A 24,833-nucleotide genomic window follows, 5' to 3' on the forward strand; every position below is an offset into this window, starting at 1 on the left:
TCTCGAACGAGTTGACTATACTAATAACCATATAACTGATGCATAGAAGAGGATACGAGACATCGTCACGGGTTTCAAAGCGAAGGAAGAATGGTGAGAGCTTCCTAAACACGCCGATCGACTTACTCCCTCGGAGCACCGCTCGGGTCAATCGTGCGGCGATTCACACTCGTTATCGTGTGTTCGAGCCAAGCTTACAGCTTGGGAACGAGGGTGGTACCACGAGAATCAAAGCTCGTCCCTTTCATAGGGATGGGCTTTTTTTATTTTTTTTCAAATAGAGAGGGGAAGTTGACACATGATTCAATTGACATTTCCAGATGGGGCAGTCAAAGCGTTTGAAGCTGGTATCACAGCAGAAGAAGTAGCCGGTTCGATTAGCCCGGGACTTCGTAAGAAAGCCATCGCCGCAAAAATTGATGGTGAACTGATCGATTATCGTCGTCCGATCGAGCGCGACGGTAAAATCGAGCTCGTCATGCCGGACTCGGAGGCAGGCCTCGACTTGATGCGCCATTCATCCGCTCACTTGATGGCTCAAGCGATCAAACGGTTGTACGGCGAAGAAGGGACGATTCATTTCGGTATCGGACCGACGATTGAGAACGGGTTCTATTACGATATCGAGATGGACCGCCGCATCAATGAAGAGGATTTGCCGGAAATCGAGAAGATGATGAAACGGATCGTCGATGAAAACCTCGACATCACACGTGAAGTCGTCACGCGTGACGAAGCGCTCGAGCGTTACAAACAGCTCGGCGACCCGCTCAAAGTCGAGTTGATCGAAGATATCCCGGCAAGTGAGACACTTACAATTTACCATCAAGGTGACTTTTTTGACCTTTGCCGTGGACCGCACGTCCCGTCGACGTCGAAATTGAAAGTCTTTAAATTGATGAGTGTCGCCGGTGCTTACTGGCGCGGAGATTCTGACAACAAGATGTTGCAACGGATCTACGGTACGGCGTGGGCGACGAAAGAACAGCTCGCCGAGCATTTGCGTCTACTTGAAGAAGCAAAAGAACGCGACCATCGTAAACTCGGGAAAGAACTTGATTTGTTCTTCGTCTCGCAAGAAGTCGGCCAAGGATTGCCGATGTGGCTCCCGAAAGGTGCCTCGATTCGTCGTACGGTCGAGCGTTATATCGTCGACAAAGAGCTCGAACTCGGTTATCAGCACGTCTATACACCGGTGCTCGGTTCGGTTGACTTGTATAAGACGTCAGGTCACTGGGATCACTATCAAGACGACATGTTCCCGAAAATGGAGATGGATAACGAAGAGCTCGTCTTGCGCCCGATGAACTGTCCGCACCATATGACGATCTATAAGCATGAGCCACGCTCATACCGTGAGTTGCCGCTCCGTATCGCCGAACTTGGCGGCATGCACCGCTATGAGATGTCAGGTGCTTTGACAGGTCTTCAACGTGTCCGTTACATGGTATTGAACGATGGACACACGTTCGTGACACCAGAGCAGATGAAGCAAGAGTTTAAAGATATCGTTCACTTGATCCAAGAAGTGTATGCCGACTTCGGGATTAAAGATTACCGGTTCCGCCTGTCTTATCGCGACCCGGCCGATAAAGAGAAATACTTCGACAACGATGCGATCTGGGAATCGGCACAGCGTCAATTGAAAGAAACGATGGATGAACTCGGCCTGCCGTACTTCGAAGCGGATGGCGAAGCGGCGTTTTACGGACCGAAACTTGATGTCCAAGTCCGGACAGCGCTCGGGAAAGAAGAGACGTTGTCGACAGTCCAACTCGACTTCTTGCTTCCAGAACGTTTCGATTTGACGTATACAGGTCCTGACGGCAAAGATCATCGTCCAATCGTCCTCCACCGCGGTGTCGTGTCGACGATGGAACGGTTCGTCGCCTACTTGATCGAAGAGTACAAAGGTGCCTTCCCGACATGGCTCGCGCCGGTCCAAGTCAAATTGATCCCGGTGTCTCACGTCCATGATGCTTATGTGGCCGAAGTGAAAGCAGAACTGTTATCACGTGGTGTCCGTGTCGAGACAGACCTTCGGGATGAGAAGTTAGGCTATAAGATCCGTGAAGCACAGATGAAGAAGATCCCGATGACGCTCGTACTCGGTGATAAAGAACGTGATGAGCGTTCGGTCAACATCCGTCGCTACGGTCAACAAGAACAAGTATCGGCAACGCTTGATGAGTTCTTGACGTCCCTCACTGAAGAAATCGCGAATCGTTCACGGTAAAGGTAGGCCATCCTTCAACGGAAGGGTGGTCTTCTTTTCGGTCCAGAGACGGATGCGCAACCTATGAAAGAACACGTATGGTAGAAGAAAGGAGTGATTCAGTTTGAATTATATGAAACCAATTATCGCGCTGACGATCGGGACGATTGTCTCGACTAGCATGATTCCTAAAGTAAATGCCGAAGCGATCGTCGACGATACAATCGTCACCCTCGGGGAGACATTATCAGCAGAGCAGCGAGACTGGGTGCTCGAGCGTGTTGAAGCGCCGGCAGGAATCGAACCGATTATCACGACTGCAGCTGACGAAGAGAAGTATTTAGGTGACGCCGTACCCCAGGCACAACGTGGCGGCGGTATGTACTCATCGGCCCGCATCAAGCTGACTGACGGGACGGGTCTTGATATTCAAACCGAGAACGTCACGTGGGTGACGGAAGATATGTATGCGAACGCGCTCGTCACGGCCGGGGTCACTGACGCCGATATTTACATCACGTCTCCGATCCGTGTGACCGGGACGTCTGCGTTGACAGGTATTATGAAGGCGTACGACCAGACGGCTGACGAGACCGGGATCCAACTGACCGAGGAACGAAAAAATCTCGCGCAAGAAGAACTTGCGGTCACGTCAGAGATCGGGAAGACGGTCGGTCAAGAAGATGTGGCCGGGCTGATGAATGAGATCAAAGCGGAAATCGCGAATCAAATGCCCGAGACGAATATTGAAATTCGTGATATCGTCATTCAAGTATTGAATCAAAACAACGTTCAATTGTCCGATACGCAATTGAACCAGCTGACGACGTTGTTCGAGAACATGCAGCAAGCCAACTTGGATTGGACAGCGATCAGTGATGGATTAAAAGGAGCGGGCCAAGACGTGCAGGCGTTTCTAGAGACGAAAGAAGTACAAGGTTTCTTTGCGCGGCTGTTTGAGTCGCTCAGTAATTTCTTCAAGTCGTTGACGAACTAAACGAAAAAGCAGAGCGAAGGCTCTCAGGCTGTTGACGAACCAGGTCGCTAAAAGCAATCTGGTTCGTCTTTTTTTTATGTTCGAAGACCTCGAGGCGCTCTGACCGACATATAATTTAAGAAATGCTATGTAAACGGCCGCCAGATGGCGACCGTTTGCGTTGCTCGTCCGACGACGCCCCGACTCCCGCAGGAAAGCAATCCGACGGAGACCCAGCAGCGACGCGAGTCGCGATGCGGCTCCGGGATTGCCTGCGGAAAGCGTGGGCGCCGGAAGGACGAGCGATATCAATCAGGTTAGTCAACAAGCTGAGAGAGAAGGCTCTGCTTTTTAATACCAACGTTTATGGATATAGTCCCGAGCGGATTCATGATCATCGACGATCTTCAACGTGATGCGGTTCATCTCTTCAAGCAGATCGGTCAATACAGCTTCAAGTTTAGCGTCGTTCATTTCATGGTGACGCATCGTTTCTTGAACGATATGTTTGATTTGATCATGATAATCGTGATCTTGTTTCACGTCTTTTCTCCAGTTCATCCTCGCCGCCTCCTTTTTTATTTTATTCCCTTTGAAAAGGTATTGCGAAACGATGGAATGACTGTTATTATCATAAAAGTGCGAGCTATCAATTATTCATGCGCGAATTCTTGACATCTTTTTCTGCTAGTGTTAAGATGACTTAGTGAGTAAATACAACAAAGCAGAAGCGCCCGCTTCTCACCTCGTCCGAATCGGTTCGGTCAGGTCCATCATGTACGTAATTCAGTTTCGGTGTCTTGCCGTTCTGAGTACGCAATGATGTGTGGGCGGGAAACTGCCGACGCTTTTTTTGTTACTATTACTATGTTGTCTTATTTTAAAATCTAAAACTCGTGCAATCGCACGATGGAGGTGCTAACCATTAGCAAAGAGCTATTTATCAACGAAAACATTCGTGCCCGTGAACTTCGTCTTATTGGAGCGGACGGTGCACAACTCGGTGTACAATCGCGTAGTGAAGCATTACGCTTAGCCGAAGAAGCTGACCTTGACCTCGTCTTGGTCGCTGACAAAGCAAACCCACCGGTCGCTAAAATTATGGACTACGGTAAATACCGTTTCGAACTCCAGAAAAAGGAGAAAGAAGCGCGTAAAAACCAAAAAGTCATCCAATTGAAAGAAGTACGTCTCAGTCCTACAATCGAGGACAACGATTTCCAAACGAAATTGCGTAACGCTCGCAAGTTTCTTGAAAGTGGAAACAAAGTGAAGGCGTCGATCCGTTTCCGCGGACGTGCCATCACACACTCGGAAATCGGTAGACGTGTTATGGAAAAATTGGCGGCGGAATGTGCCGACTTGGCAACAGTTGAACAAAAGCCGAAGATGGAAGGACGCAGCATGTTCTTAGTGCTGGCTCCGAAGAAAGAAGATTAATCATCGAGTCATAGTGGGGAGGAAATACTCATGCCGAAAATGAAATCGCACCGCGGTGCTTCTAAACGTTTTAAACGTACAGGATCAGGTAAACTCAAACGTTCACACGCTTTCACAAGTCACTTGTTCGGTAACAAATCGACGAAAGCAAAACGTAAGCTCCGTAAGGGTGCTATCGTATCAGCTGGAGACTACAAACGTATTCGCAACATGATTGCGAAGTAATACAGAAGGAATTTAGGAGGGAAACTATATGCCACGCGTAAAAGGCGGTTATACGACTCGTCAACGTCGTAAAAAGCAAATCAAACTTGCCAAAGGTTATTATGGCTCGAAACATATTCTATTTAAAGTAGCAAAACAACAGGTCATGAAGTCACTCATGTACGCATACCGTGACCGTCGTCAAAAGAAACGTGATTTCCGTCGTATTTGGATCACACGTATCAACGCGGCAGCACGTATCAACGGTCTTTCATACAGCCGTATGATGCACGGACTCAAGCTTGCAGGGATCGACATCAACCGTAAGATGCTTGCTGAGCTTGCAGTATCGGATGCACAAGCGTTCGCTTCACTCGCTAACACAGCTAAATCAAAATTGAACGCGTAATCGTTCAATCGAAAGCGCCGAGACTCTATCTCGGCGCTTTCTTTTTTCTCGGAAATTTCTTAAGATGAAGATAAGGAGGACACGCTATGGATCAATCTATCTTGGCCATCGTTGCGTTGGCGCTCATCGCTTTAAACGTCTATACGTATTTCCAGGCGAAGCAGTATACGCACGGCGAAGGGAAGTTCAACGTGTTGTACGCCTATGCCGGAGGAGCCATTGGAGCGTTGTTTGGACTTCATTTGACACGCCAAAAAACGGTTCATGCCCCAAAAAGCATGCAAATACAAGTATTGATTTTAGCAGTGGGCTGGTCTTTAATGATTTTAGTACTGCTTTAAGTGGAGAATAGGAGGAGCAACCGGTGAACTGGACAACATTATTTGATCGGCAACGTGAATTAGATGAGCGGATCAAACAAGAACATCAACTATCCGGCAACCAATTCGATGAACGGTTACTCGCTTTACTCGTCGAACTCGGTGAACTCGCCAATGAGACCCGAAGTTTTAAATTTTGGTCAACGAAAGGCCCGTCGCCTCAAGACGTGATCTTAGAAGAGTACGTTGACGGTATCCATTTCTTACTGTCGCTCGGACTCGCCCTCGGATACGAACGGGAGACGTTCCCGGCAGGCAGCTCGTATCTTGACGCGACTGATGCTTTTTTAGATATCTTTCGAAAAGTGACGAATTTTGGTTTGTCGAAGACAGAAGCGATGTACGAGACGCTGATGGCGGCATATCTCGAACTAGGCTATACGCTAGGTTTCAATGAAGAATTGATTCTGATGGCGTATCTATCGAAGAATGAAGTCAACCATGAGCGACAAAATCAAGGCTACTAATGGAGTCGAAAGGGAGCGATACGAGATGAATGAAACTTTACATATGCTAAAACGACTGACGGATGCGACTGGCGTCCCGGGAAACGAAGGGGAAGTCCGTTCACTCATGCGCGAGTATCTCGAGCCCCACGTCGAATCGTTCGAACAGGATGGTCTTGGTAGTCTGTTCGGCCGTGTGACGGGGAACGGTGAAGGACCGCGTGTCATGATTGCCGGTCATATGGACGAAGTCGGCTTTATGGTCACACGCATCGAAGATAGTGGTTTCCTGCGCTTCCAAGCACTCGGTGGCTGGTGGAACCAAGTATTGCTCGCTCAACGCATGGACGTCGTCACACGCTCTGGAGAGAAAATCCCAGGCGTGATCGGTGCGAAGCCACCGCATGTCCTTCCAGTCGAAGCTCGTAAAAAACCGGTCGAGATCAAAGACATGTTCTTAGATATCGGAGCGACGTCAAAAGAACAAGTCGCCGAGTGGGGAATCCGTCCAGGTGACACGGTCGTGCCGCATTGCGAGTTCACGGTCATGAAAAATGAAGACTTCTTGATGGCGAAGGCATGGGATAACCGAATCGGATGTGCGATCGCGATTGAAGCGGCCAAACGTCTGAAAAATGATGCGCCAGGAACCGTCTTCTCGGGGGCCACGGTTCAAGAGGAAGTCGGATTGCGTGGAGCCGTCACAGCGGCAAACTTGATTAAACCGGACGTCGCGATTGCCGTGGATACGGGTATCCCAGGTGATACGCCAGGTATGACACCGGCAGAAGGTTTGTCAAAACTTGGTGAAGGCGTTCAAGTCATCTTTTTTGATGCGACGACTGTCACGAACCCGCGCCTCATCGACTTGATCGTCGAAGTCGCGAATGCAGAAGACATTAAGTATCAGTTAGATTTGACACCAGGCGGCGGCACCGACGCCGGACGGTTCCATTTATCAGGAGTCGGGATGCCGGCTGTCGCGCTCACGGTTCCAGTCCGTTATTTGCATACGAACGTGTCAATCATCCATAAAGCCGATTATGAAGCGGCCATCGATTTAGTCGTGGCGCTCACCAAGCGGTTGGATAACGAAACGGTTCAATGGTTGAAAGAGGGATAATATGACGAAAATCACGTCTACGAAAAGCGAGACGATTAAGCGTTTGAAGCGCTTGATGACGAAAAAAGGCAGACAAGAGTCTGGGCAATTTTTAGTTGAAGGTGAACACTTGGTCGACGAAGCGATCCGAGCCGGACGAATCGTCCAATTGATTATGGGCGAATCTTATCGTCCGAAAAGTTCATGGCGTCTAGACGAGATGCCGGTGCTCGAACTGTCCGACCATGTCGCCGATCTATTATCAGAAACAGAGAAGACGCAAGGGGTGTTCGCTGTCGTCAAGATGACGCCAGTCGAACGCAAGATGAAGCATGTGCTCGTCCTTGACCGCATTCAAGATCCGGGTAACCTCGGGACAATGATTCGGACAGCAGACGCGGCCGGCTTTGATACCGTGTTTCTTGGTAAAGGTACGGTCGACCCGTTTAACGCCAAAGTCGTACGGGCGACGCAAGGATCGTTGTTCCATGTGAACATTCAATCGGTCGACTTGCTCGACACGTTGCCGGAACTGAAAAGTTTAGGGTTTCACGTCTATGGGACGGCACTTTCGAAAGCGAAGTCATACGACCAAGTCGCGTTCAACGATCAAGTCGCGCTTGTCATCGGGAATGAAGCGCAAGGCGTCCATGACGACGTGCTCGCCCTTTGTGACACACGTGTCCACATTCCTGTAATCGGAGAAGCCGAATCATTGAACGCGGCAGTCGCCGCCGGCATTCTCATGTATCGCATCGCGCTACAATAATCTTGTCACCGCTTGAGAATCGTGATAGTTTAGAAACATCGAACAATATAGGTAAGACGTTGAAAGAGCATAGTACGCGAACCCCCGAACGAGCACAGGGAGCATCGGCCTAGATTGAGAGCTGATGCCGAGGTCGGCGCTGAATTCACTCTGGAGTCGTGTTGGAGACAACACCGAACTGGCATCCCGATACCGATGCTCTCAAGTGGGCCTGATCGGCCAAGTAGGGTGGTACCGCGTTTATTCGTCCCTTCAGTCATCGACTGAAGGGACTTTTTTTGTAGAGGAGGAAACATTGATGAAAGAACAGTTAGAACAATTACAACGTGAGGCCCTTCAAGAAATTGAAACGGCGTCATCACAAAAAACGTTGAACGACGTCCGGATTAAGTATTTAGGTAAAAAAGGCCCGATGACCGAAGTATTGCGCGGGATGGGCAAGTTGTCCGCCGAAGAGCGCCCGGTCGTCGGTGAACTCGCCAACACGGTGCGAACGACGATTCAAGAGGTGTTAGAGGCACGGATCGAGGACGTGAAGGCGGTCGAGCTCGAAGCGAAACTCGCTGCCGAGACAATCGATGTCACGCTCCCTGGTCGAACGGCACTTCCGGGACATAGCCACTTGCTGCAACAAATCGTCGACGAGATGGAAGACTTGTTCGTCGGTCTCGGGTATACGATTGCCGAAGGCCCAGAAGTCGAAACCGATCTGTACAACTTTGAAATGTTGAACTTGCCGAAAGATCATCCGGCACGTGACATGCAGGACTCGTTCTACATCACGGACGAGACGCTGCTGCGGACGCATACGTCGCCGGTGCAAGCACGGACGATGCTCGAAGCGGACGGGAAACCGATTCGCATCATTTGTCCGGGCAAAGTGTACCGTCGTGACGAAGATGATGCGACCCATTCACACCAGTTCATGCAAATCGAGGGACTCGTCGTCGATGAGCATATCTCGATGGCCGACTTGAAAGGCACGCTTGAAGTGTTCGTCAAGCAACTGTTCGGCGAGACACGAGAAATCCGGCTTCGTCCAAGCTTCTTCCCATTCACAGAGCCGTCCGTTGAAGTCGATATCTCATGCTTCAAGTGTGGCGGCAAAGGCTGTAACGTCTGTAAAGGGACAGGGTGGATTGAAATTCTTGGAGGTGGGATGGTCCATCCGCGCGTCCTCGAGATGGCAGGCTATGACGCGACGAAAATGTCTGGCTTTGCTTTCGGGATCGGTGTCGAACGGATGGCGATGCTCAAACACGGTGTCGATGATATTCGTCACTTCTATACAAACGACTTACGTTTCATCGAGCAATTCTAAGGAGGATCATACATGTTATTATCGAAAAAATGGTTGAACCAATATATCGACGTCTCAGACTTGAGCGGGCAAGCGTTAGGCGATTTGATCACGAAAAACGGGATTGAAGTCGAGAGCGTGACAGACCGCTCTGAAGGATTGAAAGGTCTTGTCGTCGGACACGTCCTTTCATGCGCGAAACATCCAGAGGCTGACAAGTTGAACGTGACAACGGTCGACGTCGGTGACGACAGCCCTGTCCAAATCGTCTGTGGAGCACCGAACGTCGCGGCTGGACAACATGTCATCGTCGCAAAAGTCGGCGCAAGACTACCTGGCCTTAAAATCAAAAAAGCAAAACTTCGTGGCGTCGATTCGCAAGGCATGATCTGTTCGCTCGAAGAACTCGGTTTCGAGAAAAAACAGATTCGCGAAGACGAACAGGACGGCATCCATACGTTCCGGGAAGAAGTTGAAGTCGGAGCGGATGTCATCAGCTTGCTCGATCTCGATGACGAAGTGATTGAACTCGGATTGACGCCGAACCGTTCGGACTGCCTTAGCCTATACGGCATCATTCATGAAGTCGCGGCGATTTTAGAACGCCCGTATACGTTGCCAGCAGCCGATGTCGAAACGGATACGCCGAACGACGTGTCTGTGCGACTCGAGACAGACAACTGCACGTACTACGCGACGCGTCGCGTCGACGGGGTAACGATTGGCGAGTCGCCACAGTGGTTGAAAAACGTCTTGATCGCGGAAGGTGTGCGCCCGATCAATAACGTGGTCGATGTGACGAACTACGTCATGCTCGAACTCGGTCAACCGCTCCATGCGTTTGACACGTCTAAGCTCGGCCGTACCATTTTGGTTCGCCAAGCCCAGGACGGAGAAGAAATCGTCACACTTGACGATGCGACGCGCACACTCGATTCGTCGATGATGGTCATTACCGATGGACAACATCCGGTCGCAATCGCTGGAGTGATGGGCGGAGCGAATACCGAAGTCGACGCGACGACGACGAGCATCATCCTGGAGTCGGCTTACTTCACGCCGGCCTCGGTCCGCAAGACGAGCCGCACGCTCGGTCTTCGTTCTGATTCAAGCGCCCGTTTCGAAAAAGGAGTCGATCCGGAACGTTTACTCCTCGCGCTTGACCGTGCCGCTGCATTGATCGTCAACGTAAGCGGCGGAACAATCAGTGAGCCGGTCATCGCCGGAAGCAAAGCGTCCGACGCCCGCACGATTGACGTGTCGATCGATTATATTAACCACCGACTCGGGATGGACCTCGACCAAACGACGATCAAACATATTCTAAAGCGGCTCGGGTTAGACGTGACAGGAGACGAAACGTTGACGGTTCACGTCCCGTCGCGGCGACCGGACCTAGAAGTGCCGGCTGATATTACGGAAGAAGTGGCGCGACTATACGGATACGACAGCCTTCCATCGACACTCCCGGCGTCGCAGTCGAAAGGCTACCTGCCAAAAGACAACGTACTCCGTCGTCAAGTGCGCCGCGTCCTTCAAGGAACGGGCTTGTCACAAGCGATCACGTACTCGCTCACGAGCGAGCTTCATGCATCACGGTTCGACGGTGAGGGAGCGACGACAGTCCGACTCGCCATGCCGATGAGCGAGGAGCGTTCGGTGTTACGGACATCACTCGTTCCGGGATTGCTTGAAGCGGCCCGTTATAACACGGCGCGTCAACAAGCGAACGTCCGTCTATTTGAGACAGGACGGGTGTACGTAGAGCACGGAGAAACGTTGCCACGCGAAACGGAACGCGTCGCGGGCGTAGTGACAGGACTTTGGTACGATCACCGTTCGCAAGGAACACGCATCCCGGTCGATTACTTCGTCGCGAAAGGCATCGTCGATACACTGATGCGTTCGCAACGCATCGACGTGACGTACGAAGCGGCCGTCATTTCAGACATGCACCCTGGCCGCACGGCGAATGTTCTCGTCGCGGGGAACGTCATCGGATACGTCGGGCAAGTCCATCCGGCCGTATCGAAAGACGTATACGGCTTGAAAGAAGTTTACGTCTTCGAGCTCGACCTTGGCGCATTGAAGTCTGAAGCGATGCTCGTCTATCAAGACGTACCACGTTACCCATCGATTTCGCGAGATCTTGCGCTCGTATTGAAGCGTGACATTCCGGCCGGTCAAGTCGAGGCGACGATCAGACAAGCGGCGGGTCCGCTCTTGATCGAGCTTGCTCTGTTCGACGTCTACACGGGCGATAACGTCGGTGAAGCGGAGAAGTCGATTGCCTTCTCGCTCAAATATCAAGATCCGACGCGGACACTTCTTGATGAAGAAGTGACAGCGTCGTATGATGCAATCATCGAAGCAGTCAAAACCAAATACGGCGCAGAAGTACGCGCTTAACAGACAACAGCGATTCCCTTTATTGTGGGAATCGCTGTTTTTAGAATTCATTGAACTTCAAGCGCCAAGTCACCGAACTTCGTCCAACCGACGAGGCAAGTCACTTTGTAAAGAAGGAACGTGATGACAGCCGGTAGGATGACGCCGGTGCCGACGAAGACGAGAAACGCTTCCATACCCTGTGCGGCAAGGATATTGAGCGGGGCGATCATTGAGTTCAAGCCGAGCCCGGCAATCTCATACGGCACCTCGAGTGAGAACCAAAGCGTCGCGATCGGAGCGCTGATCATGGCAGCGATGAACGGCGGCATGACGACCCGTGGATTTTTGACGACGTTCGGGAACTGGACTTTCGGTGTGACGAAAAACGATGCGACCAAGCCGCCGGGGTCGGTTTGGCGATAAGCCATGAGCGTGAAGCCGACGAATTGGGCGGTGCAGCCGATCAAGGCAGCAGCACTCGCGACCGGGTCGAGCTGAAGCGCGATCGCAAGCGCGGCTGATGAGGCAGGTGACATGAGCATGACGCTGAAGACGAGGGCGATGACGAGTGACGTTGCGATCGGTGATGTGTTGACCGACGAAGTGATGCTCGCGCTGATCGAGTTGATGAGCGGTGTCGTGACGGCAGCGGCACCGACACCGACGATGCCTCCGCCGAGCACGGCCGTGACCGGGACGACCATCATATCGAACTTCGTCTTACCGAGGACACGTTTGCCTAACCAGACGGCCGCAGCTGCAGCAATCAAGGCACTGATCGGTTGACCGGGGACGAGGACAAGCCCGCTCTCCGTCGCTTGAAGGGCCGCACCCCCGACGGTCGCCGCAATCATCGAACTGAATAAGATGAGGGTGTTGCCGCCGAGCTGATAGGCGACTCCGGCACCGAGCGCCGGGGCGAGCAGTGACTTCGCGACTTGTCCGATCAAGACGAGCGTCTCGATTCCGGCCATCTTACCGATCGTTTCAATCAAGAGTCCGACCCCGAGTGTGACGAGGACGGCGCTAGCCATCCCTGCTGATATTTTGATCATCCGATCCATTGCGTACTGTTTCACTTCCATCATCTCCTCTATATGTGTTACTCCAATAAAAAAACCTATCCTGATTGGATAGGCGCGTCGGTCATACCATGAGCGCCTCGTCCGAAACCATCGAAACAAGGGCCCAAAAATTCGTCTCGGTCAGCGAGTCGATTTTTCAGTCCCTCAGTCGAATAATAATCAGTAGGCCGTTATGTAATGGTGTACGCATCGTCGCCAGCTCCTCTGTTCAAGATTTTTCTAAGAGTAACACGATATTTTTCAATAATCAATATTTTCTGAAAACTTTCTGAAAAATATTTTTTCCACAGACGAAAACAGAGACCCGCTTCCGTTTAAGGAAGTGAGTCTCTGTTTAACGGTATAGACTTAAGACGTACTGGCTGCCAGTAAACCGACTTGTTGATCGATGAAGTCCATTGAAATGGAATTGAACGTATCGGGTTGATCGACGTTGACGACATGCCCCGAATCGTGGACGACTTGGACGTGTGCTGTCGGTTGATGCTTCGCCGTTCGTTCGACGGCCTCAAGGAACATGTAATCCTCGTCGCCCATAATGTAGAGGATGGGGACGGATGTTTGGATTGAAGTGAAGTGACGCAGCAGCGGATTCATGTTTTCCGTCATCTTGAACCAACGGATGAACTCGCGTTGGCACAAATTGGCCGCGTCGCGCACGAACATCATCCGCGATTTTTTATGCCGTTTCTTCGGCAACAAGATCCAAGCGAATAGTTGATACAGCCACATGTAAGGCACGAAACTTTGCATGAGGCTGCCGAGCCGGATGAGTAAGGTCGAGCGGACGTTGAACTTGACGATCGCACCACCTAAGACGACAGAGGCGATGCGGTCGGGGTGATGCTCGAACATCGCTTGGATGACGATCGTCCCGAGCGATAGCCCGACCATATGGCCTTTTTCAATATTTAAATAGTTCATCACTTCGACGACGTCTTCGACGACGACATCGAGCGTGTAGGCGTTGAGTGGTTGATTCAAAGATTGTTCTTCGTTATATGAGCCGCCATGACCGCGGAGGTCGAGCAGCAAGACGTTATATTTCTTTCGAAATGGACGAATTTGACGATACCAGTGAGATAGACTCCCGCCTGCGCCATGTATGAAGATGACCCAAGGATGGTCGTCGCTTAATGTGTACGTTTTATAATGCAACATGAACGCTATCCCCCAAAAGTTTTTAAGTTCATTGAACCATAAAATAAATATAACATATCTTTGAAGTGAGAACTATCGTTTCTGCTCGCATAAACGCATCGCTTTTTTCGTGTTCGCGAAGTGAACTTTAGCGATATCGTTCAAACGTTCTTGACCGTAGCGAAGGATCAAGGTCGCGGCCACTTGATCGACTTTCGCTCCGGCCCCTTTCGGTAACGTGACACCGAGTGTCGCGCTCAATTTGTCCATCTCTTTCAAGAAAAAAGCGCGGGCGAGGATCGAGGCCGCGGCGACGGCGACGTGGAGGCCTTCCGCTTTCGTCGAGAAGTAGACATCGTCTTTGACGATATCGGTCTCAGAACTCAAATGTCTGTAGTAGACGGCTTTTTCAGCGAACTGGTCGATTAGAATCGCTTCTGGCGTCTCGTCTAACTTTTTCAAGAGCGCCGACAACGCCGCGTTGTGGGCGATCGCAGTCATCTTCCCTTGCGTCATCGTCCGTTGCATTTTGTTGTACGTCGGGTTGTGCAGCGTCGCTTTTTGGTAGGGAATCGTGACGTGCAAATCTTTAGCGATGCGTAAAATATCTTTATCGGTAAGCAATTTAGAATCTTTGACGCCGAGTTCTTTGACGAGGGCAATCTTTTCCTTCGGGACGTAGGCGGCGACGACGACGAGCGGACCGAAATAATCGCCTTTCCCGACTTCATCGCTCCCGATGACGGACCAATCGGAAAAACCGGCCGGTAACGTATGTTTTGGAACGGACGTTTCCTTTTTGATGGAATCTCCCCATTTGGCCGCCTCTTCATCCGCAGCCCGACCTTGAAACATGACTTTTCCCGAATTGTACACGGTGATCACACATTGGGGCGTCTTGGCACTGAAGCGAGCGTGTGGTGGCGGATTGACCGCGTGAGCGCGATAGCTCTGGATTAATTGTTCTTGAGCCGCGGTCGATAGTTTGATGACTTGATTGCCCAAAGTGAGCACTTCCTTTCTTAACGTTCGCAAATTTATCTTACATTTTTTTCGCGCATTTTGAAACCAATGATTCAATTGATACGTATGAATGAGTGAGTAGAAAAGAAGTGAGGTGAGACGGAGATGTGGTGGCGCGATGACACGGACCAAGATGAGGCAGAGTTCCTCTATAAACATATTCTCGAGCTCGAGGCCAGGATCGCCAAACTGGTTGCCCATCAAGTCAGGGTGCGTCGCCTGCTGATGCAAGAGTCGTCGGAGGCGGCGACAGAGCAGATTATTACGTTACAGGGCGAAGTCGATCACTATTTAAAACTACTGCGTCAGGAACGGATCGAAGAGGTTGACCGGTATGATCGGTTAAACCTTGAACGAACGCTTGGTCGCGTGCGGAAGGCGGTACAGTATCCGACCCGGCCGTTATCGGAATGGGATACGATTGAACAGGCGCTCGCACTTGAAGTCGAACATTTGCGACGTGTGCTCGCATATGAACAACAGCGCCGCACCGAGGAGGGATGGTAATGGAATCGTTAGATCAACTGTACTGGTGGGTACTCATCATTGCCGGTCTCGGTACATTTTTATACATGCTGTTCTCGGACGCGTTCGATTTCTTCGAAGGCTGGTTCAATCCGGCCGTCATCCTCTCTTTCCTGGCGCTCGGGGCAGGTATCGGGTTAATCTTGAACGCGCTCGCCCATGTGTCGCCGATGATCGGTCTCGCGGTGGCGCTCGCCGGCTCATTCGCGCTCACGACGTTACTATACTTGTTCGTCCTCCTACCGCTGTCAAATGCGGAAGAGTCGATTGGTATGACTGATGAGTCGCTCGTCGGACTGGTCGGGCGATTGACCGTCCCCGTCCCGGAAGGCGGTTACGGGGAAGTGCTCGTCGAGTCGGTCGTCGGTTCGATTTTGAAGACGGCGCAAAGTATTGACGGGAAAGCGATTCCGAGTGATCGTCGAGTCGTCATCATCGAAGTACAACGAAATATCGCGGTCGTCATGGAATATGACGAACCCACTATTCGAAAGGAGCAATAATGTATGGACACAACCATTTTAGTCAGTATTATCGTCGGGGTGATTTTGCTCGCCTTGATCTTCGTGTTTGTCTTGAAATATCGTACAGTCGGACCGGATGAGGCTCTCATCGTCACCGGGAGCTACTTAGGTAAAAAGAACGTCCACAGTGACGCTTCCGGTAACCGCGTCAAAATCATTCGCGGCGGCGGGGCGTTCGTCTTGCCAGTATTCCAACAAGCGGAACCGCTCAGTTTGCTCTCGAGCAAGCTCGAAGTAACGACGCCTGAAGTATATACCGAGCAAGGAGTCCCGGTCATGGCTGACGGGACGGCCATCATTAAAATCGGTGGCTCGATCAGTGAGATTGCGACAGCGGCCGAACAATTCCTCGGCAAACCGAAAATCGAGCGTGAGAACGAGGCGAAAGAAGTGCTCGAGGGTCACCTTCGTTCAATCCTCGGTTCGATGACAGTCGAAGAGATTTATAAAAACCGCGACAAGTTCTCGCAAGAAGTGCAACGTGTCGCCTCGCAAGATTTAGCGAAGATGGGCCTCGTCATCGTCTCGTTCACGATTAAAGACGTACGGGATAAGAACGGATACCTCGAGTCGCTCGGGAAGCCACGGATCGCCCAAGTAAAACGTGACGCCGACATCGCCACGGCTGAAGCGGATAAAGAAACGCGCATCAAACAAGCGGAAGCGATGAAGGACGCGAGGAAAGCGGAGCTTGAACGAAACTCTGAAATCGCAGAAGCGGAAAAAGAGAACCAACTCCGCATCGCCGACTACCGCCGCGAGCAAGATGTCGCTAAAGCACGGGCTGACCAATCGTACGAGCTTGAAGAAGCCAAGGCCAAACAAGAAGTCACAGAGCAACAGATGCAAGTTCAAATCATCGAGCGTCAAAAGCAAATCGAGCTCGAAGAGAAAGAAATCATGCGTCGTGAAAAGCAATATGATTCAGAAGTGAAGAAAAAAGCCGACGCCGACCGCTATGCGATTGAACAGGCTGCGGAAGCTGATAAAGCGCGTCAAATCGCCGCAGCAGATGCCGGGAAGTACCGCATCGAGGCCGAGGCGAAAGCCGATGCCGAACGCGTCCGTCTCGCTGGTGTCGCCGAAGCCGATGCTGAACGGGCGAAAGGGGAAGCAGAGGCTGATATTATTCGTCTTACTGGTCTCGCCGAAGCCGAAGCGAAACAAAAGATCGCCGAGGCGTTCGAACAGTACGGTCAAGCCGCCATTCTCGACATGGTCGTCAAGATGCTTCCTGACTACGCGAAGCAAATTGCGGCACCGCTCGGTAACATCGACCAAATCACGGTCGTCGATACGGGTAGTGGTAAAGACGGGGGAGCCGGGAAAGTCACGGGTTACGCGACTGATTTGATGGCTTCACTGCAGCAGACGCTCAAAGCGTCGTCTGGCATCGATATGAAAGACTTGCTTGATAATTTTGCCGGAAAAGGCAATGTGCCGACCTCACCGACTGCTGAACGGAAGTTGACGGAAACGACCGTCGCGGCGTCAGAAGAATAAGTTGAATCAACAAGGCTGCAGGCAATCGTCTGCAGCCTTGTTTGTCGTGACGTCGTTCAAATTATTGCCCTAAGTTTTAAAAGGTTTGACTTCAAACCCGGTGTAAATCAGACGATACATGAGATGTCAGACCATTAGAGAGAGGAAGTACATGTTATGAACAAAACAATTATAATCGGCGCATTGACGACTTGTATCGTTTGGCTATCCGGGTGTCAGTCTGTCATCGATCAGCCCGAACAGACGGTCGAACCTCGCCAATCGATGGGTGTCGTCCTGTCTGACGTTGGTCTCGGGGACCAATCGTTCAGTGACGCTGCGATGCGTGGCATGGGGCAGTTACGAGAGACGGGAGATTGGTTCGTCGATTATCGAGAATTGGACGAGACTGAAACATACAAAGCAGGATTTGAGCAATTGGTCGAAGGTGGACACGATGTGGTCGTCGGTCTCGGTTTCGCGAGTCAAACCGATCTAGAAACGGTGGCTTCAAAGCACCCAGATCAACAATTTGCCTTAGTCGACGCGGTATCGACGTTACCAAACGTCATCTCGGTCACGTTCGAAGAGACAGAAGGCAGCGCGTTGGCCGGTGCGGTCGCGGGACTTGAAACCGAGTCCGATAAAATCGGATTCATCGGAGGAGTCGACAACGAGTTGATCCAGAAATTTGGAACCGGGTTCGAGTTAGGGGCGAAAAGCGTGAACGAGGACGTTGAAATGATCGTCGACTACGCGAATGATTTCGCCTCGCCTGAGATTGGACGGAAATTGGCGGAAAAACAGATTGCCGCAGGGGCCGACGTGCTTTACGCTGCGGCCGGTCTGACCGGTGTCGGTGTACTCGAGACGGCTGAAAGAAACGGGATCAAGGCGATCGGCGTCGACAGCGATCAATCGATGATCGCACCCGATGCGGTCATCACGTCGATGTTAAAGCAAGTCGACTTGGCCATCGTCAAGATCGCGGACAGTCTTCAAACAGAAGCAATCAACGACCATATCGAACTCGGAATCGAAGAGGGCGGTATCGGGCTAGCAGCGCTGCGCCGTGTGCAATGGACCGATGAAGAGACAGAGCAGTTTGAAGCGGTTCAGAAACGGTTGCTGGAGGGGACGTTACAATGACTTTACGCAAACGCTTTATCTTCTCGACCGTATTCACGGTCTTACTCATCGTCTTGATGATGAGTTATGTATTGACGACGTTGAACCGGTTGCAGACGTACAATGAGCAATACGGAACCCAGATGATCGAGTTATCTCAACTCGAGACGTCACTTTTGCAAGAACAATCCCTTTGGACGTCGCTCGGTGAACAGATGAGTCAATCGACACTGACGCAGCTCGAGCGGATTCGTGCCACGAACACGGAGACGTTCCAAGAGATGAATCAAACCTATTTGATCGATGAGTTTTCAACTCACCTTGACCGAGCCACAGCCAAATATGAGCGCATTGGAGCAAATATTGAAACGGCTCAAGCAGGCGGCATTGCTGCCCGGATTCAAGCGGCGAAACTAGAAGGGGTCTTGAACGACGTGAACACGTTGTTGTTAAAAAACGGAACGTTTTACGAGGCGTTGCAAAAAGAAGCGGCCGACGAGACGAAGCGCCTGTTCCTCGTCTCAATTTTGTTGACGGTGTTCGTCGTCACGGTGTTAAGCCTGTACAACTTCTTCTTCGCCCGCTCGATCACACTTCCGCTCGAACGGAACGTGAAAGCAGCCGAGGCGATCGCGGCCGGGCACTTGATCACGTTGCCGGATTCAACGCGACGCGATGAGATCGGCCGACTAGAACGCGCCATGCGAGATATGACGGCGTCGCTTCAAACCGTGATCGGCTCGATCCGGGTCACGTCGGTCAAAGTGAATGAGATGACAGAGACGGCCGCCGCTGAAAATGAAGCAGTCGCGAGTACGACGTCAAACATCACGAACGCGGTCGATGAGATGGCGAACGGGGCCCAATCGATCGCGACTGAACTTCAAGAGACGCTCGAGTCGGTCGGGATCATGGCGACATCGTTCGAGACGAGCTTGAACCAGACGAAACAAACGACCGAAGAGACGACCGAGATGACGCGCGAAGTGGCGGCCGGAATCGAGACGTTGACGGATCAAGAACATATTCTACGGCGCTCGAGCGAGCGGAATCAATCGCTCGTCGAACGGATGGACCAGTTCGCGAGAAAAACAGAAGAAATCGAGAAGATGGCAAAACTTGTCGAAGACGTTGCCGCCCAGACGAATTTACTTGCCTTGAACGCCGCGATTGAAGCCGCACGAGCCGGTGAGGCCGGGCGAGGTTTTGCTGTCGTCGCAAGTGAAGTGAAGAAATTGGCTGAGGAGAGTAATGTGGCGACGCGTTCGATCTTCGGGGTCGTCCAAACGATTCGAGACGAGGTCGGCAATTTGACAGACATGGTCGAAGAGTCGAGCCACGAGCAAACGGCGCAACTTCAAGCATTCGGACTGACGAAGCAAGCGTTCACACGCATCCATGATCGTACCGATCACGTGGCCTCGTTCGTGGGCACGATCGAACAAGAAATGGTCGCTTCGAGCCGTGAAGTCACGAACGTGTTGAAACGCGTCGAAGAAGTGAGCGGTGTGACCGAAGAATTAGCAGCCGGTAACGAAGAAGTCGCCGCCTCGATGAAAGAGCAACAGGCAAGCTTTGATCAAATCTTTGCCTTGATGCAAGAGCTAGAAGGACAAGCCGCCTCACTGGCGAGCCAAGTTCAACATTTTGAAGAGCAATGAGACAAGTTTCGGCTTGTCTCTTTTTTTGCGTTCCGATACGTCATCGATCCGTGGGTGAACGGTCAAGCATTGCGACCGCATCTAGCAACTAGGACTTGAGCGTGCGCCGGCTATTTCTCGCATACTAATGAAGAGACATTCGTTAATGTGGGAGGAACGATATGGAGAAGTGGAAACGGTATGTCGTCGCGTTGCTCGTCATCTTGTTCGTCGGTGTCGGCTTTATGTTCTATTCGAAAGAGCCGGAAACGACGATGGTCGAGGAGTTTACGACGGTGGAGGAAGCAGAGGCGGTCCCGGTGACAGAAGTTGTCGTCTACGTCACGGGAGCGGTCGAAGCGCCCGACACGTATACGATGCCGCAAGGGGCTAGAGTCGGGGACGTCTTGTCTCTCGCCGTGTTGACGGACGAAGCTGACCCTGAACAGCTTAATTTAGCCCAATTGCTCGTAGACGGCACTAAAATCACGGTACCGAAACAAGGAGAGGCCGTTGCAGTCCCGGAAACCGATACGACGAACGGCATTCACGTCAACAGTGCGACGAAAGAAGAGTTGATGACCGTCCCCGGGATCGGTCCGGCCAAAGCGGACGCTATTTTGAACTATTTGAAAGAAAACGGTCCATTTAAATCGTACGACGAGCTCGGGAACGTCAAAGGGTTCGGTGAGAAAACGCTCGAGAGCATGGAAGGCTATTTGTTGGTCCCGTGATATGCCGATCTATCCATTGATCCCGATTGGTCTATTCATTGCTTGGAAGTCCGGGGCTTTTGGTGTCGTGCTCTTGTTCGGGCTAGCCTTGTTCCTGACGTGGCGTCGGCAAACGATCTACACACATGTCGGTGCGATCTCACTCGTTTTCCTAGTCCTGTTACAAAGTTCTGACCCGGCGGTACATGAAGCCGGGGACTCAGTCTTTGCGATCGAGAGCCGACGCGACAACGGTCAATCGGTTCGACTCTATGGTGAATCGAACGGGATGTCTGGGGTCTTGATCGGGCGCGACGTCGAGCTCGGGCGGCCGGGTGAGACGTGTCTCGTCACGTTCGAACCAGTCCCTTTTTCACCGCTTCGAAATACAGGAGGTTTTGACGAGGCGAAATGGGCGCACGGGGCTGGATTGTCTTTTAAAGGGAAGGATGTCCATGTCGAGCGGTGTCGACCGAGTGACGGATTAAATGGGCGCATGCTGCGCTGGAAAGAACGTCAGCTCGAACGGATCGAAGCGTCGCACCGTCCGGACGTGGCGCTTTACATGGAGGCGTTACTGTTTGGCGAGAGCCGTCTGCTCGACGAGGAGACATCGTTCTCCTATCGCGTGACGGGTCTGCTTCATTTGCTCGTCATTTCCGGGTCCCACATCGCCTTGCTCGTGTTTGCGCTCAGATGGGTGTTTCGTCCGTTGCCGCTTCATCGGGAGACGAAACTTGGTCTCGTGATCGTCTGCGTGACCGCATTCGGTTGGCTGACCGGTTTTTCGCCGCCGGTGGCACGAGCCGTGCTTGTCGCTGATGTCGTGCTCGTCTTGTCGCTATTCGGTCAGACGATTCGCGACCCGGTTCGTATGCTCAGTTGGTGTGCGGCAGCCTTGTTAGCCGTTCAACCGTACTTGCTATGGAATCTCGGGTTTCAATTGACAGTCGGTATGACCTTGTTTTTGCTTTTGACACGGTCGATGTGGACAAATCTGTTCAGCGTAGCGCTTTATGCCCAATGGTTCGGTTTAATTTTTTTATGGCAAATCCAGCCGATTATCTCAATCTTTGCTCCGGTGTACAACGTGATTGCCGGATTGTTGATTTCCTGGGCGATCCTTCCGCTTGCACTCGTCACTTATGTGATGCCGCAGTTCGAACCGACGCTCTATCCGATTCTCGACGGGTTGAACGGGATGTTTCAGATGCATCATACGTATCGTCCGTGGGTCCCGTTGCACGACATCACATTTTGGCATGCGGTCTATTTGTTCGTGTTGCTCGGGATTGGATTGATTCTATTAGATAAGAGACGAGCGGTCGGATGGGTCATTGCGGCAGTTTCGCTGCTTGCGCTGCACGTCTGGTTAGAATGGTCGGAGGAGCCGCGGGTGACGTTTTTAGACGTCGGGCAAGGGGACGCCATCGTCGTCGAGCAAGCCGGCATCACCGGTGTCATCGATGTCGGCGGCGTGTTTCAACATCCGGATGAGCAGAAACGGTCGACGTTCGACCCGGGTGCCGATGTCGTCGTCCCTTACATATGGAAACGAGGCGAGACCCGACTTGATTTCATTTTGCTGACGCATGCCGACCATGACCATATCGGTGGGCTGACGGGCGTGCTTGATCTGATTCCGGTCGAGGAAGTATGGATCGCGGCGGAAGTGGCCGATGAAACGAAGCGGCGGGCGTTAGTCGACGAGCTCGAACCGTATGACGTGAACGTGCGGTTGTTAGAAGCAGGAGAGCGGCCTTATCCATGGATGTGGGTCGTCACACCGGTTGATGCGGGTGAGGACGAGAATGCGAATTCAGTGTCGGTTTTTATGAAAGTCGGAGACTTGTCCTATTTATTGACGGGTGACTTACCGGAGGCGAACGAGCGGTTGATCCCGACTGTCGACGTCGATGTGTTCAAACTAGGCCATCACGGGGCCGAAACGTCTTCCGGTGCTGACTTGATCGCTCGCATCGATCCAGAGTTTGTGGTCGTCAGCGTCGGCGCCAACAATCGATACGGTCATCCTCATCCAGACACGCTCGCCCGTATTCAGGGAAGGCGGTTGCTGCGGACGGATGAGGACGGGATGGTCGTCTGTGAGCGGGGACGGTGTCAGGGGAGCGTGAGAAGGGCAGTCAGGCCGTGAAAACTATGATAAACTAAAAAGCGATTGCTCCCCCGGGGCAATCGCTTTACGACTTAAAGACTTAAAAATTTGATAAGAACACCGATTGCGAAAATCGTGAAGAAAAAGCCGAACGGGACGATGAAGCCGATTGCTGAATCGATGGCATCGTTACGTTTGCACTGCACGTCGTTCTCAAACGGGTTTTCGCTTTGCGGGCGAACCGAGTTAATATGCATAGTGAGTCCCTCCTTAAAATGGTTCCGTTCTAAGTATAGCGAATCAAAGAAGGATAATCTATGTTTTAGATAAGAATAAATTGTGAAAGTGGTGTGTGTGTTGAATGAACCGTGGTTGCACAACGGCAAGTTGTCGAACGTATACGTCCTGTACGGGACAGAGAAGTACTTACTCGAGACGTGGGAACGAGAAATCGTCAAGGCGGCCAGTCCGTCTGGCGACAAATTTGACGTCATGCAGCTTGATTTACATGAAACGTCACTCGATACGGCGTTAGACGAAGCTGAAACGGTACCGTTCTTTAGTGACTACCGCACCGTCATCGTCAAACAGGCCCAATTTTTAACCGGCGCCAAAGAAAAACAAAAGCAAAATCTCGAGCGGTTGACCGAGTACGTGTTGCAGCCGGCGCCTTACTCGGTGCTCGTCTTCATCGTTGAAGCGGAAAAACTCGATGAGCGGAAGAAAGTCGTCAAGCGCTTGAAAGAGCGAGCCATCGTCCTCGAGGCGAAGAAGCCGAGCCAAAGCGAGCTCATGCGCTACGTCAATGACGAGCTGAACCGGCGCAGGCAGTCGATGGAGCGTACGACGGTCGAACGCTTGCTATTCCTTTGTCAAGACGACTGGGGCAAGCTCGTCCGGGAACTGGAGAAGCTCCAGCTCTATGCTGGCGACGGAGCCAACATCCCGCTTGAAATCGTCAACGATCTCGTGCCTCGGACGCTAGAAGATAACGTATTCCAACTGTCCGAGTATTTGGTGGGCCGACGGGCCGATTTGGCGTTGCGCCTCGTCCGTGATTTAGAAAAACAAGGCCAAGAACTGATCGGTCTCTTGGCGTTGCTCGCTCGTCAATATCGAAATATGTACCTCGCCAAGCAGTTGACCGAGAAAGGGTACGGCGAGAAGCAAATCGCCTCAAAAATTGGCGCCCACCCTTATACGGTGAAACTGGCGACGCAAGCGAGCCGTAACTTTTCAGAGGCGCAGCTCGCCAAGGCGCTCACGCTCATCGCCGATGCGGACGAAGCGATGAAGACAGGACGGGGCGACAAACAGATCGTGTTTGACACGCTCGTCTGTCAATTAACATTACTGTGAGGTGGTTGTATGTTGCAGCAAGTGTTGCTTGAAGAAGTGGTCCCGCTCCGGCATGAAGTACTGCGTCCAGGTTTAGCCGTTTCGACGTGTTATTTTGACGGGGATGACGCCGAGTCGACCCGTCACTACGCCTGGGCTGAAGACGGGCGCATCTTATCGATTGCGACGGTGATGCGACAAGACCGGGAGCTGTCTGGCGAACGAGTTTCGTTTCAACTGCGCGGCATGGCCACCGATCCGGCCGTCGCCGGGACAGGCGTCGGATCTCGTTTCTTACAGGCGGTCCATCGTGAATTGAACGCTTCTTGGTGGTGTAACGCCCGCGAGGTCGCGGTCCGGTTTTACGAACGCAACGGCCTCGTCATCGTCGGGGATCCGTTCGAAATTGAAGGCATCGGGACACATTACGTCATGCTATACAAAAAAACAGCCGGCTCCTGAACGGAGGCGGCTGTTTCGTTTGTTC

Annotated in this window: 26 protein-coding genes; 20 read left to right on the forward strand and 6 right to left on the reverse strand. The window is 51.9% G+C overall.

The window, feature by feature from the left end:
- Positions 1 to 298 precede the first annotated feature (298 nt).
- Both thrS and EVJ29_RS02435 read left to right on the forward strand, forming a co-directional pair.
- Positions 299 to 2,236, forward strand: coding sequence for a threonine--tRNA ligase (thrS, locus tag EVJ29_RS02430; RefSeq protein WP_070326950.1), 1,938 nt, complete (start codon positions 299 to 301; stop codon positions 2,234 to 2,236).
- Between the two features lie 112 nt (positions 2,237 to 2,348).
- Complete coding sequence (locus EVJ29_RS02435; RefSeq protein ID WP_070327894.1) at positions 2,349 to 3,212, forward strand: DUF1002 domain-containing protein; 864 nt, start codon at positions 2,349 to 2,351, stop codon at positions 3,210 to 3,212.
- Between the two features lie 115 nt (positions 3,213 to 3,327).
- Here the strand turns inward: EVJ29_RS02435 and EVJ29_RS15395 are convergent, their stop codons facing one another.
- Positions 3,328 to 3,516 (reverse strand): hypothetical protein, encoded by a 189-nt coding sequence (locus tag EVJ29_RS15395; RefSeq protein ID WP_161567325.1) that lies wholly within the window; start codon positions 3,514 to 3,516, stop codon positions 3,328 to 3,330.
- 26 nt (positions 3,517 to 3,542) lie between these two features.
- Positions 3,543 to 3,752: a hypothetical protein gene (locus EVJ29_RS02445; RefSeq protein WP_070326951.1), complete on the reverse strand. Its 210-nt coding sequence runs from the start codon at positions 3,750 to 3,752 to the stop codon at positions 3,543 to 3,545.
- Between the two features lie 348 nt (positions 3,753 to 4,100).
- Between EVJ29_RS02445 and infC the strand changes: the two genes are divergently transcribed.
- The 9 genes from infC (at position 4,101) to pheT (ending at position 11,650) form a co-directional block, all read left to right on the forward strand.
- Positions 4,101 to 4,631, forward strand: a complete 531-nt coding sequence (gene infC / locus EVJ29_RS02450; protein ID WP_070326952.1) for a translation initiation factor IF-3 — start codon at positions 4,101 to 4,103, stop codon at positions 4,629 to 4,631.
- 30 nt (positions 4,632 to 4,661) lie between these two features.
- Positions 4,662 to 4,856: a 50S ribosomal protein L35 gene (rpmI, locus tag EVJ29_RS02455; protein ID WP_016508031.1), complete on the forward strand. Its 195-nt coding sequence runs from the start codon at positions 4,662 to 4,664 to the stop codon at positions 4,854 to 4,856.
- 28 nt (positions 4,857 to 4,884) lie between these two features.
- Positions 4,885 to 5,244 (forward strand): 50S ribosomal protein L20, encoded by a 360-nt coding sequence (gene rplT, locus EVJ29_RS02460; protein ID WP_016508086.1) that lies wholly within the window; start codon positions 4,885 to 4,887, stop codon positions 5,242 to 5,244.
- Positions 5,245 to 5,330: 86 nt separating this feature from the next.
- Positions 5,331 to 5,585: a hypothetical protein gene (locus EVJ29_RS02465; protein ID WP_070326953.1), complete on the forward strand. Its 255-nt coding sequence runs from the start codon at positions 5,331 to 5,333 to the stop codon at positions 5,583 to 5,585.
- Positions 5,586 to 5,608: 23 nt separating this feature from the next.
- Positions 5,609 to 6,091, forward strand: a complete 483-nt coding sequence (locus EVJ29_RS02470; protein ID WP_070326954.1) for a dUTP diphosphatase — start codon at positions 5,609 to 5,611, stop codon at positions 6,089 to 6,091.
- A 25-nt stretch (positions 6,092 to 6,116) separates the two neighbouring features.
- Entirely contained in the window at positions 6,117 to 7,193 is a 1,077-nt protein-coding gene (locus tag EVJ29_RS02475; protein WP_131504694.1) for a M42 family metallopeptidase, read from the forward strand.
- A 1-nt stretch (position 7,194) separates the two neighbouring features.
- Positions 7,195 to 7,941, forward strand: coding sequence for a TrmH family RNA methyltransferase (locus tag EVJ29_RS02480; protein ID WP_131504695.1), 747 nt, complete (start codon positions 7,195 to 7,197; stop codon positions 7,939 to 7,941).
- Between the two features lie 298 nt (positions 7,942 to 8,239).
- Positions 8,240 to 9,262, forward strand: coding sequence for a phenylalanine--tRNA ligase subunit alpha (gene pheS / locus EVJ29_RS02485; protein WP_070326957.1), 1,023 nt, complete (start codon positions 8,240 to 8,242; stop codon positions 9,260 to 9,262).
- Between the two features lie 12 nt (positions 9,263 to 9,274).
- Complete coding sequence (pheT, locus tag EVJ29_RS02490) at positions 9,275 to 11,650, forward strand: phenylalanine--tRNA ligase subunit beta (RefSeq protein WP_131504696.1); 2,376 nt, start codon at positions 9,275 to 9,277, stop codon at positions 11,648 to 11,650.
- Positions 11,651 to 11,697: 47 nt separating this feature from the next.
- Here pheT and EVJ29_RS02495 read toward each other — a convergent pair whose 3' ends face one another.
- From EVJ29_RS02495 to rnhC, 3 genes are all read right to left on the reverse strand, one after another.
- Positions 11,698 to 12,720, reverse strand: a complete 1,023-nt coding sequence (locus EVJ29_RS02495; protein ID WP_070326959.1) for a PTS transporter subunit IIC — start codon at positions 12,718 to 12,720, stop codon at positions 11,698 to 11,700.
- Between the two features lie 345 nt (positions 12,721 to 13,065).
- Positions 13,066 to 13,878 (reverse strand): alpha/beta fold hydrolase, encoded by an 813-nt coding sequence (locus tag EVJ29_RS02500; protein ID WP_070326960.1) that lies wholly within the window; start codon positions 13,876 to 13,878, stop codon positions 13,066 to 13,068.
- 72 nt (positions 13,879 to 13,950) lie between these two features.
- Positions 13,951 to 14,862: a ribonuclease HIII gene (rnhC, locus tag EVJ29_RS02505; protein WP_131490398.1), complete on the reverse strand. Its 912-nt coding sequence runs from the start codon at positions 14,860 to 14,862 to the stop codon at positions 13,951 to 13,953.
- 123 nt (positions 14,863 to 14,985) lie between these two features.
- On the opposite strand from rnhC, the gene EVJ29_RS02510 reads away from it, so the two are divergent.
- The 7 genes from EVJ29_RS02510 to EVJ29_RS02540 all read left to right on the forward strand — a co-directional run bounded on the left by EVJ29_RS02510 (position 14,986) and on the right by EVJ29_RS02540 (position 23,047).
- Positions 14,986 to 15,387 carry a hypothetical protein gene (locus tag EVJ29_RS02510; protein ID WP_131504697.1) on the forward strand — a complete coding sequence of 134 codons (402 nt, stop codon included), beginning with the start codon at positions 14,986 to 14,988 and terminating at the stop codon, positions 15,385 to 15,387.
- Positions 15,387 to 15,908 carry a nfeD-like family protein gene (locus EVJ29_RS02515; RefSeq protein WP_083273931.1) on the forward strand — a complete coding sequence of 174 codons (522 nt, stop codon included), beginning with the start codon at positions 15,387 to 15,389 and terminating at the stop codon, positions 15,906 to 15,908. Before EVJ29_RS02510 ends, EVJ29_RS02515 begins: the two co-directional genes overlap by 1 nt.
- Before the next feature lie 3 nt (positions 15,909 to 15,911).
- Positions 15,912 to 17,432 (forward strand): flotillin family protein, encoded by a 1,521-nt coding sequence (locus EVJ29_RS02520; protein WP_070326964.1) that lies wholly within the window; start codon positions 15,912 to 15,914, stop codon positions 17,430 to 17,432.
- A gap of 156 nt (positions 17,433 to 17,588) precedes the next feature.
- On the forward strand, positions 17,589 to 18,560 hold the full coding sequence (locus EVJ29_RS02525) for a BMP family lipoprotein (protein WP_131490397.1): 972 nt from the start codon (positions 17,589 to 17,591) through the stop codon (positions 18,558 to 18,560).
- Positions 18,557 to 20,200: a methyl-accepting chemotaxis protein gene (locus tag EVJ29_RS02530; protein ID WP_070326966.1), complete on the forward strand. Its 1,644-nt coding sequence runs from the start codon at positions 18,557 to 18,559 to the stop codon at positions 20,198 to 20,200. Before EVJ29_RS02525 ends, EVJ29_RS02530 begins: the two co-directional genes overlap by 4 nt.
- Before the next feature lie 161 nt (positions 20,201 to 20,361).
- Entirely contained in the window at positions 20,362 to 20,913 is a 552-nt protein-coding gene (locus EVJ29_RS02535; protein ID WP_131490396.1) for a helix-hairpin-helix domain-containing protein, read from the forward strand.
- Between the two features lies 1 nt (position 20,914).
- Positions 20,915 to 23,047 carry a DNA internalization-related competence protein ComEC/Rec2 gene (locus tag EVJ29_RS02540; RefSeq protein ID WP_131490395.1) on the forward strand — a complete coding sequence of 711 codons (2,133 nt, stop codon included), beginning with the start codon at positions 20,915 to 20,917 and terminating at the stop codon, positions 23,045 to 23,047.
- A 53-nt stretch (positions 23,048 to 23,100) separates the two neighbouring features.
- Here the strand turns inward: EVJ29_RS02540 and EVJ29_RS02545 are convergent, their stop codons facing one another.
- Positions 23,101 to 23,265 (reverse strand): YqzM family protein, encoded by a 165-nt coding sequence (locus tag EVJ29_RS02545; RefSeq protein WP_016508105.1) that lies wholly within the window; start codon positions 23,263 to 23,265, stop codon positions 23,101 to 23,103.
- A gap of 97 nt (positions 23,266 to 23,362) precedes the next feature.
- Here EVJ29_RS02545 and holA point away from each other — a divergent pair, with 97 nt between their 5' ends.
- Both holA and EVJ29_RS02555 read left to right on the forward strand, forming a co-directional pair.
- Positions 23,363 to 24,367, forward strand: a complete 1,005-nt coding sequence (gene holA / locus EVJ29_RS02550; protein ID WP_083273932.1) for a DNA polymerase III subunit delta — start codon at positions 23,363 to 23,365, stop codon at positions 24,365 to 24,367.
- Positions 24,368 to 24,376: 9 nt separating this feature from the next.
- Positions 24,377 to 24,808: a GNAT family N-acetyltransferase gene (locus EVJ29_RS02555; protein ID WP_131490394.1), complete on the forward strand. Its 432-nt coding sequence runs from the start codon at positions 24,377 to 24,379 to the stop codon at positions 24,806 to 24,808.
- The last annotated feature ends 25 nt before the right edge of the window (positions 24,809 to 24,833 follow it).

The sequence above is a fragment of the Exiguobacterium sp. SH4S7 genome (assembly GCF_004336795.1).
Classification (GTDB): domain Bacteria; phylum Bacillota; class Bacilli; order Exiguobacteriales; family Exiguobacteriaceae; genus Exiguobacterium; species Exiguobacterium aurantiacum_A.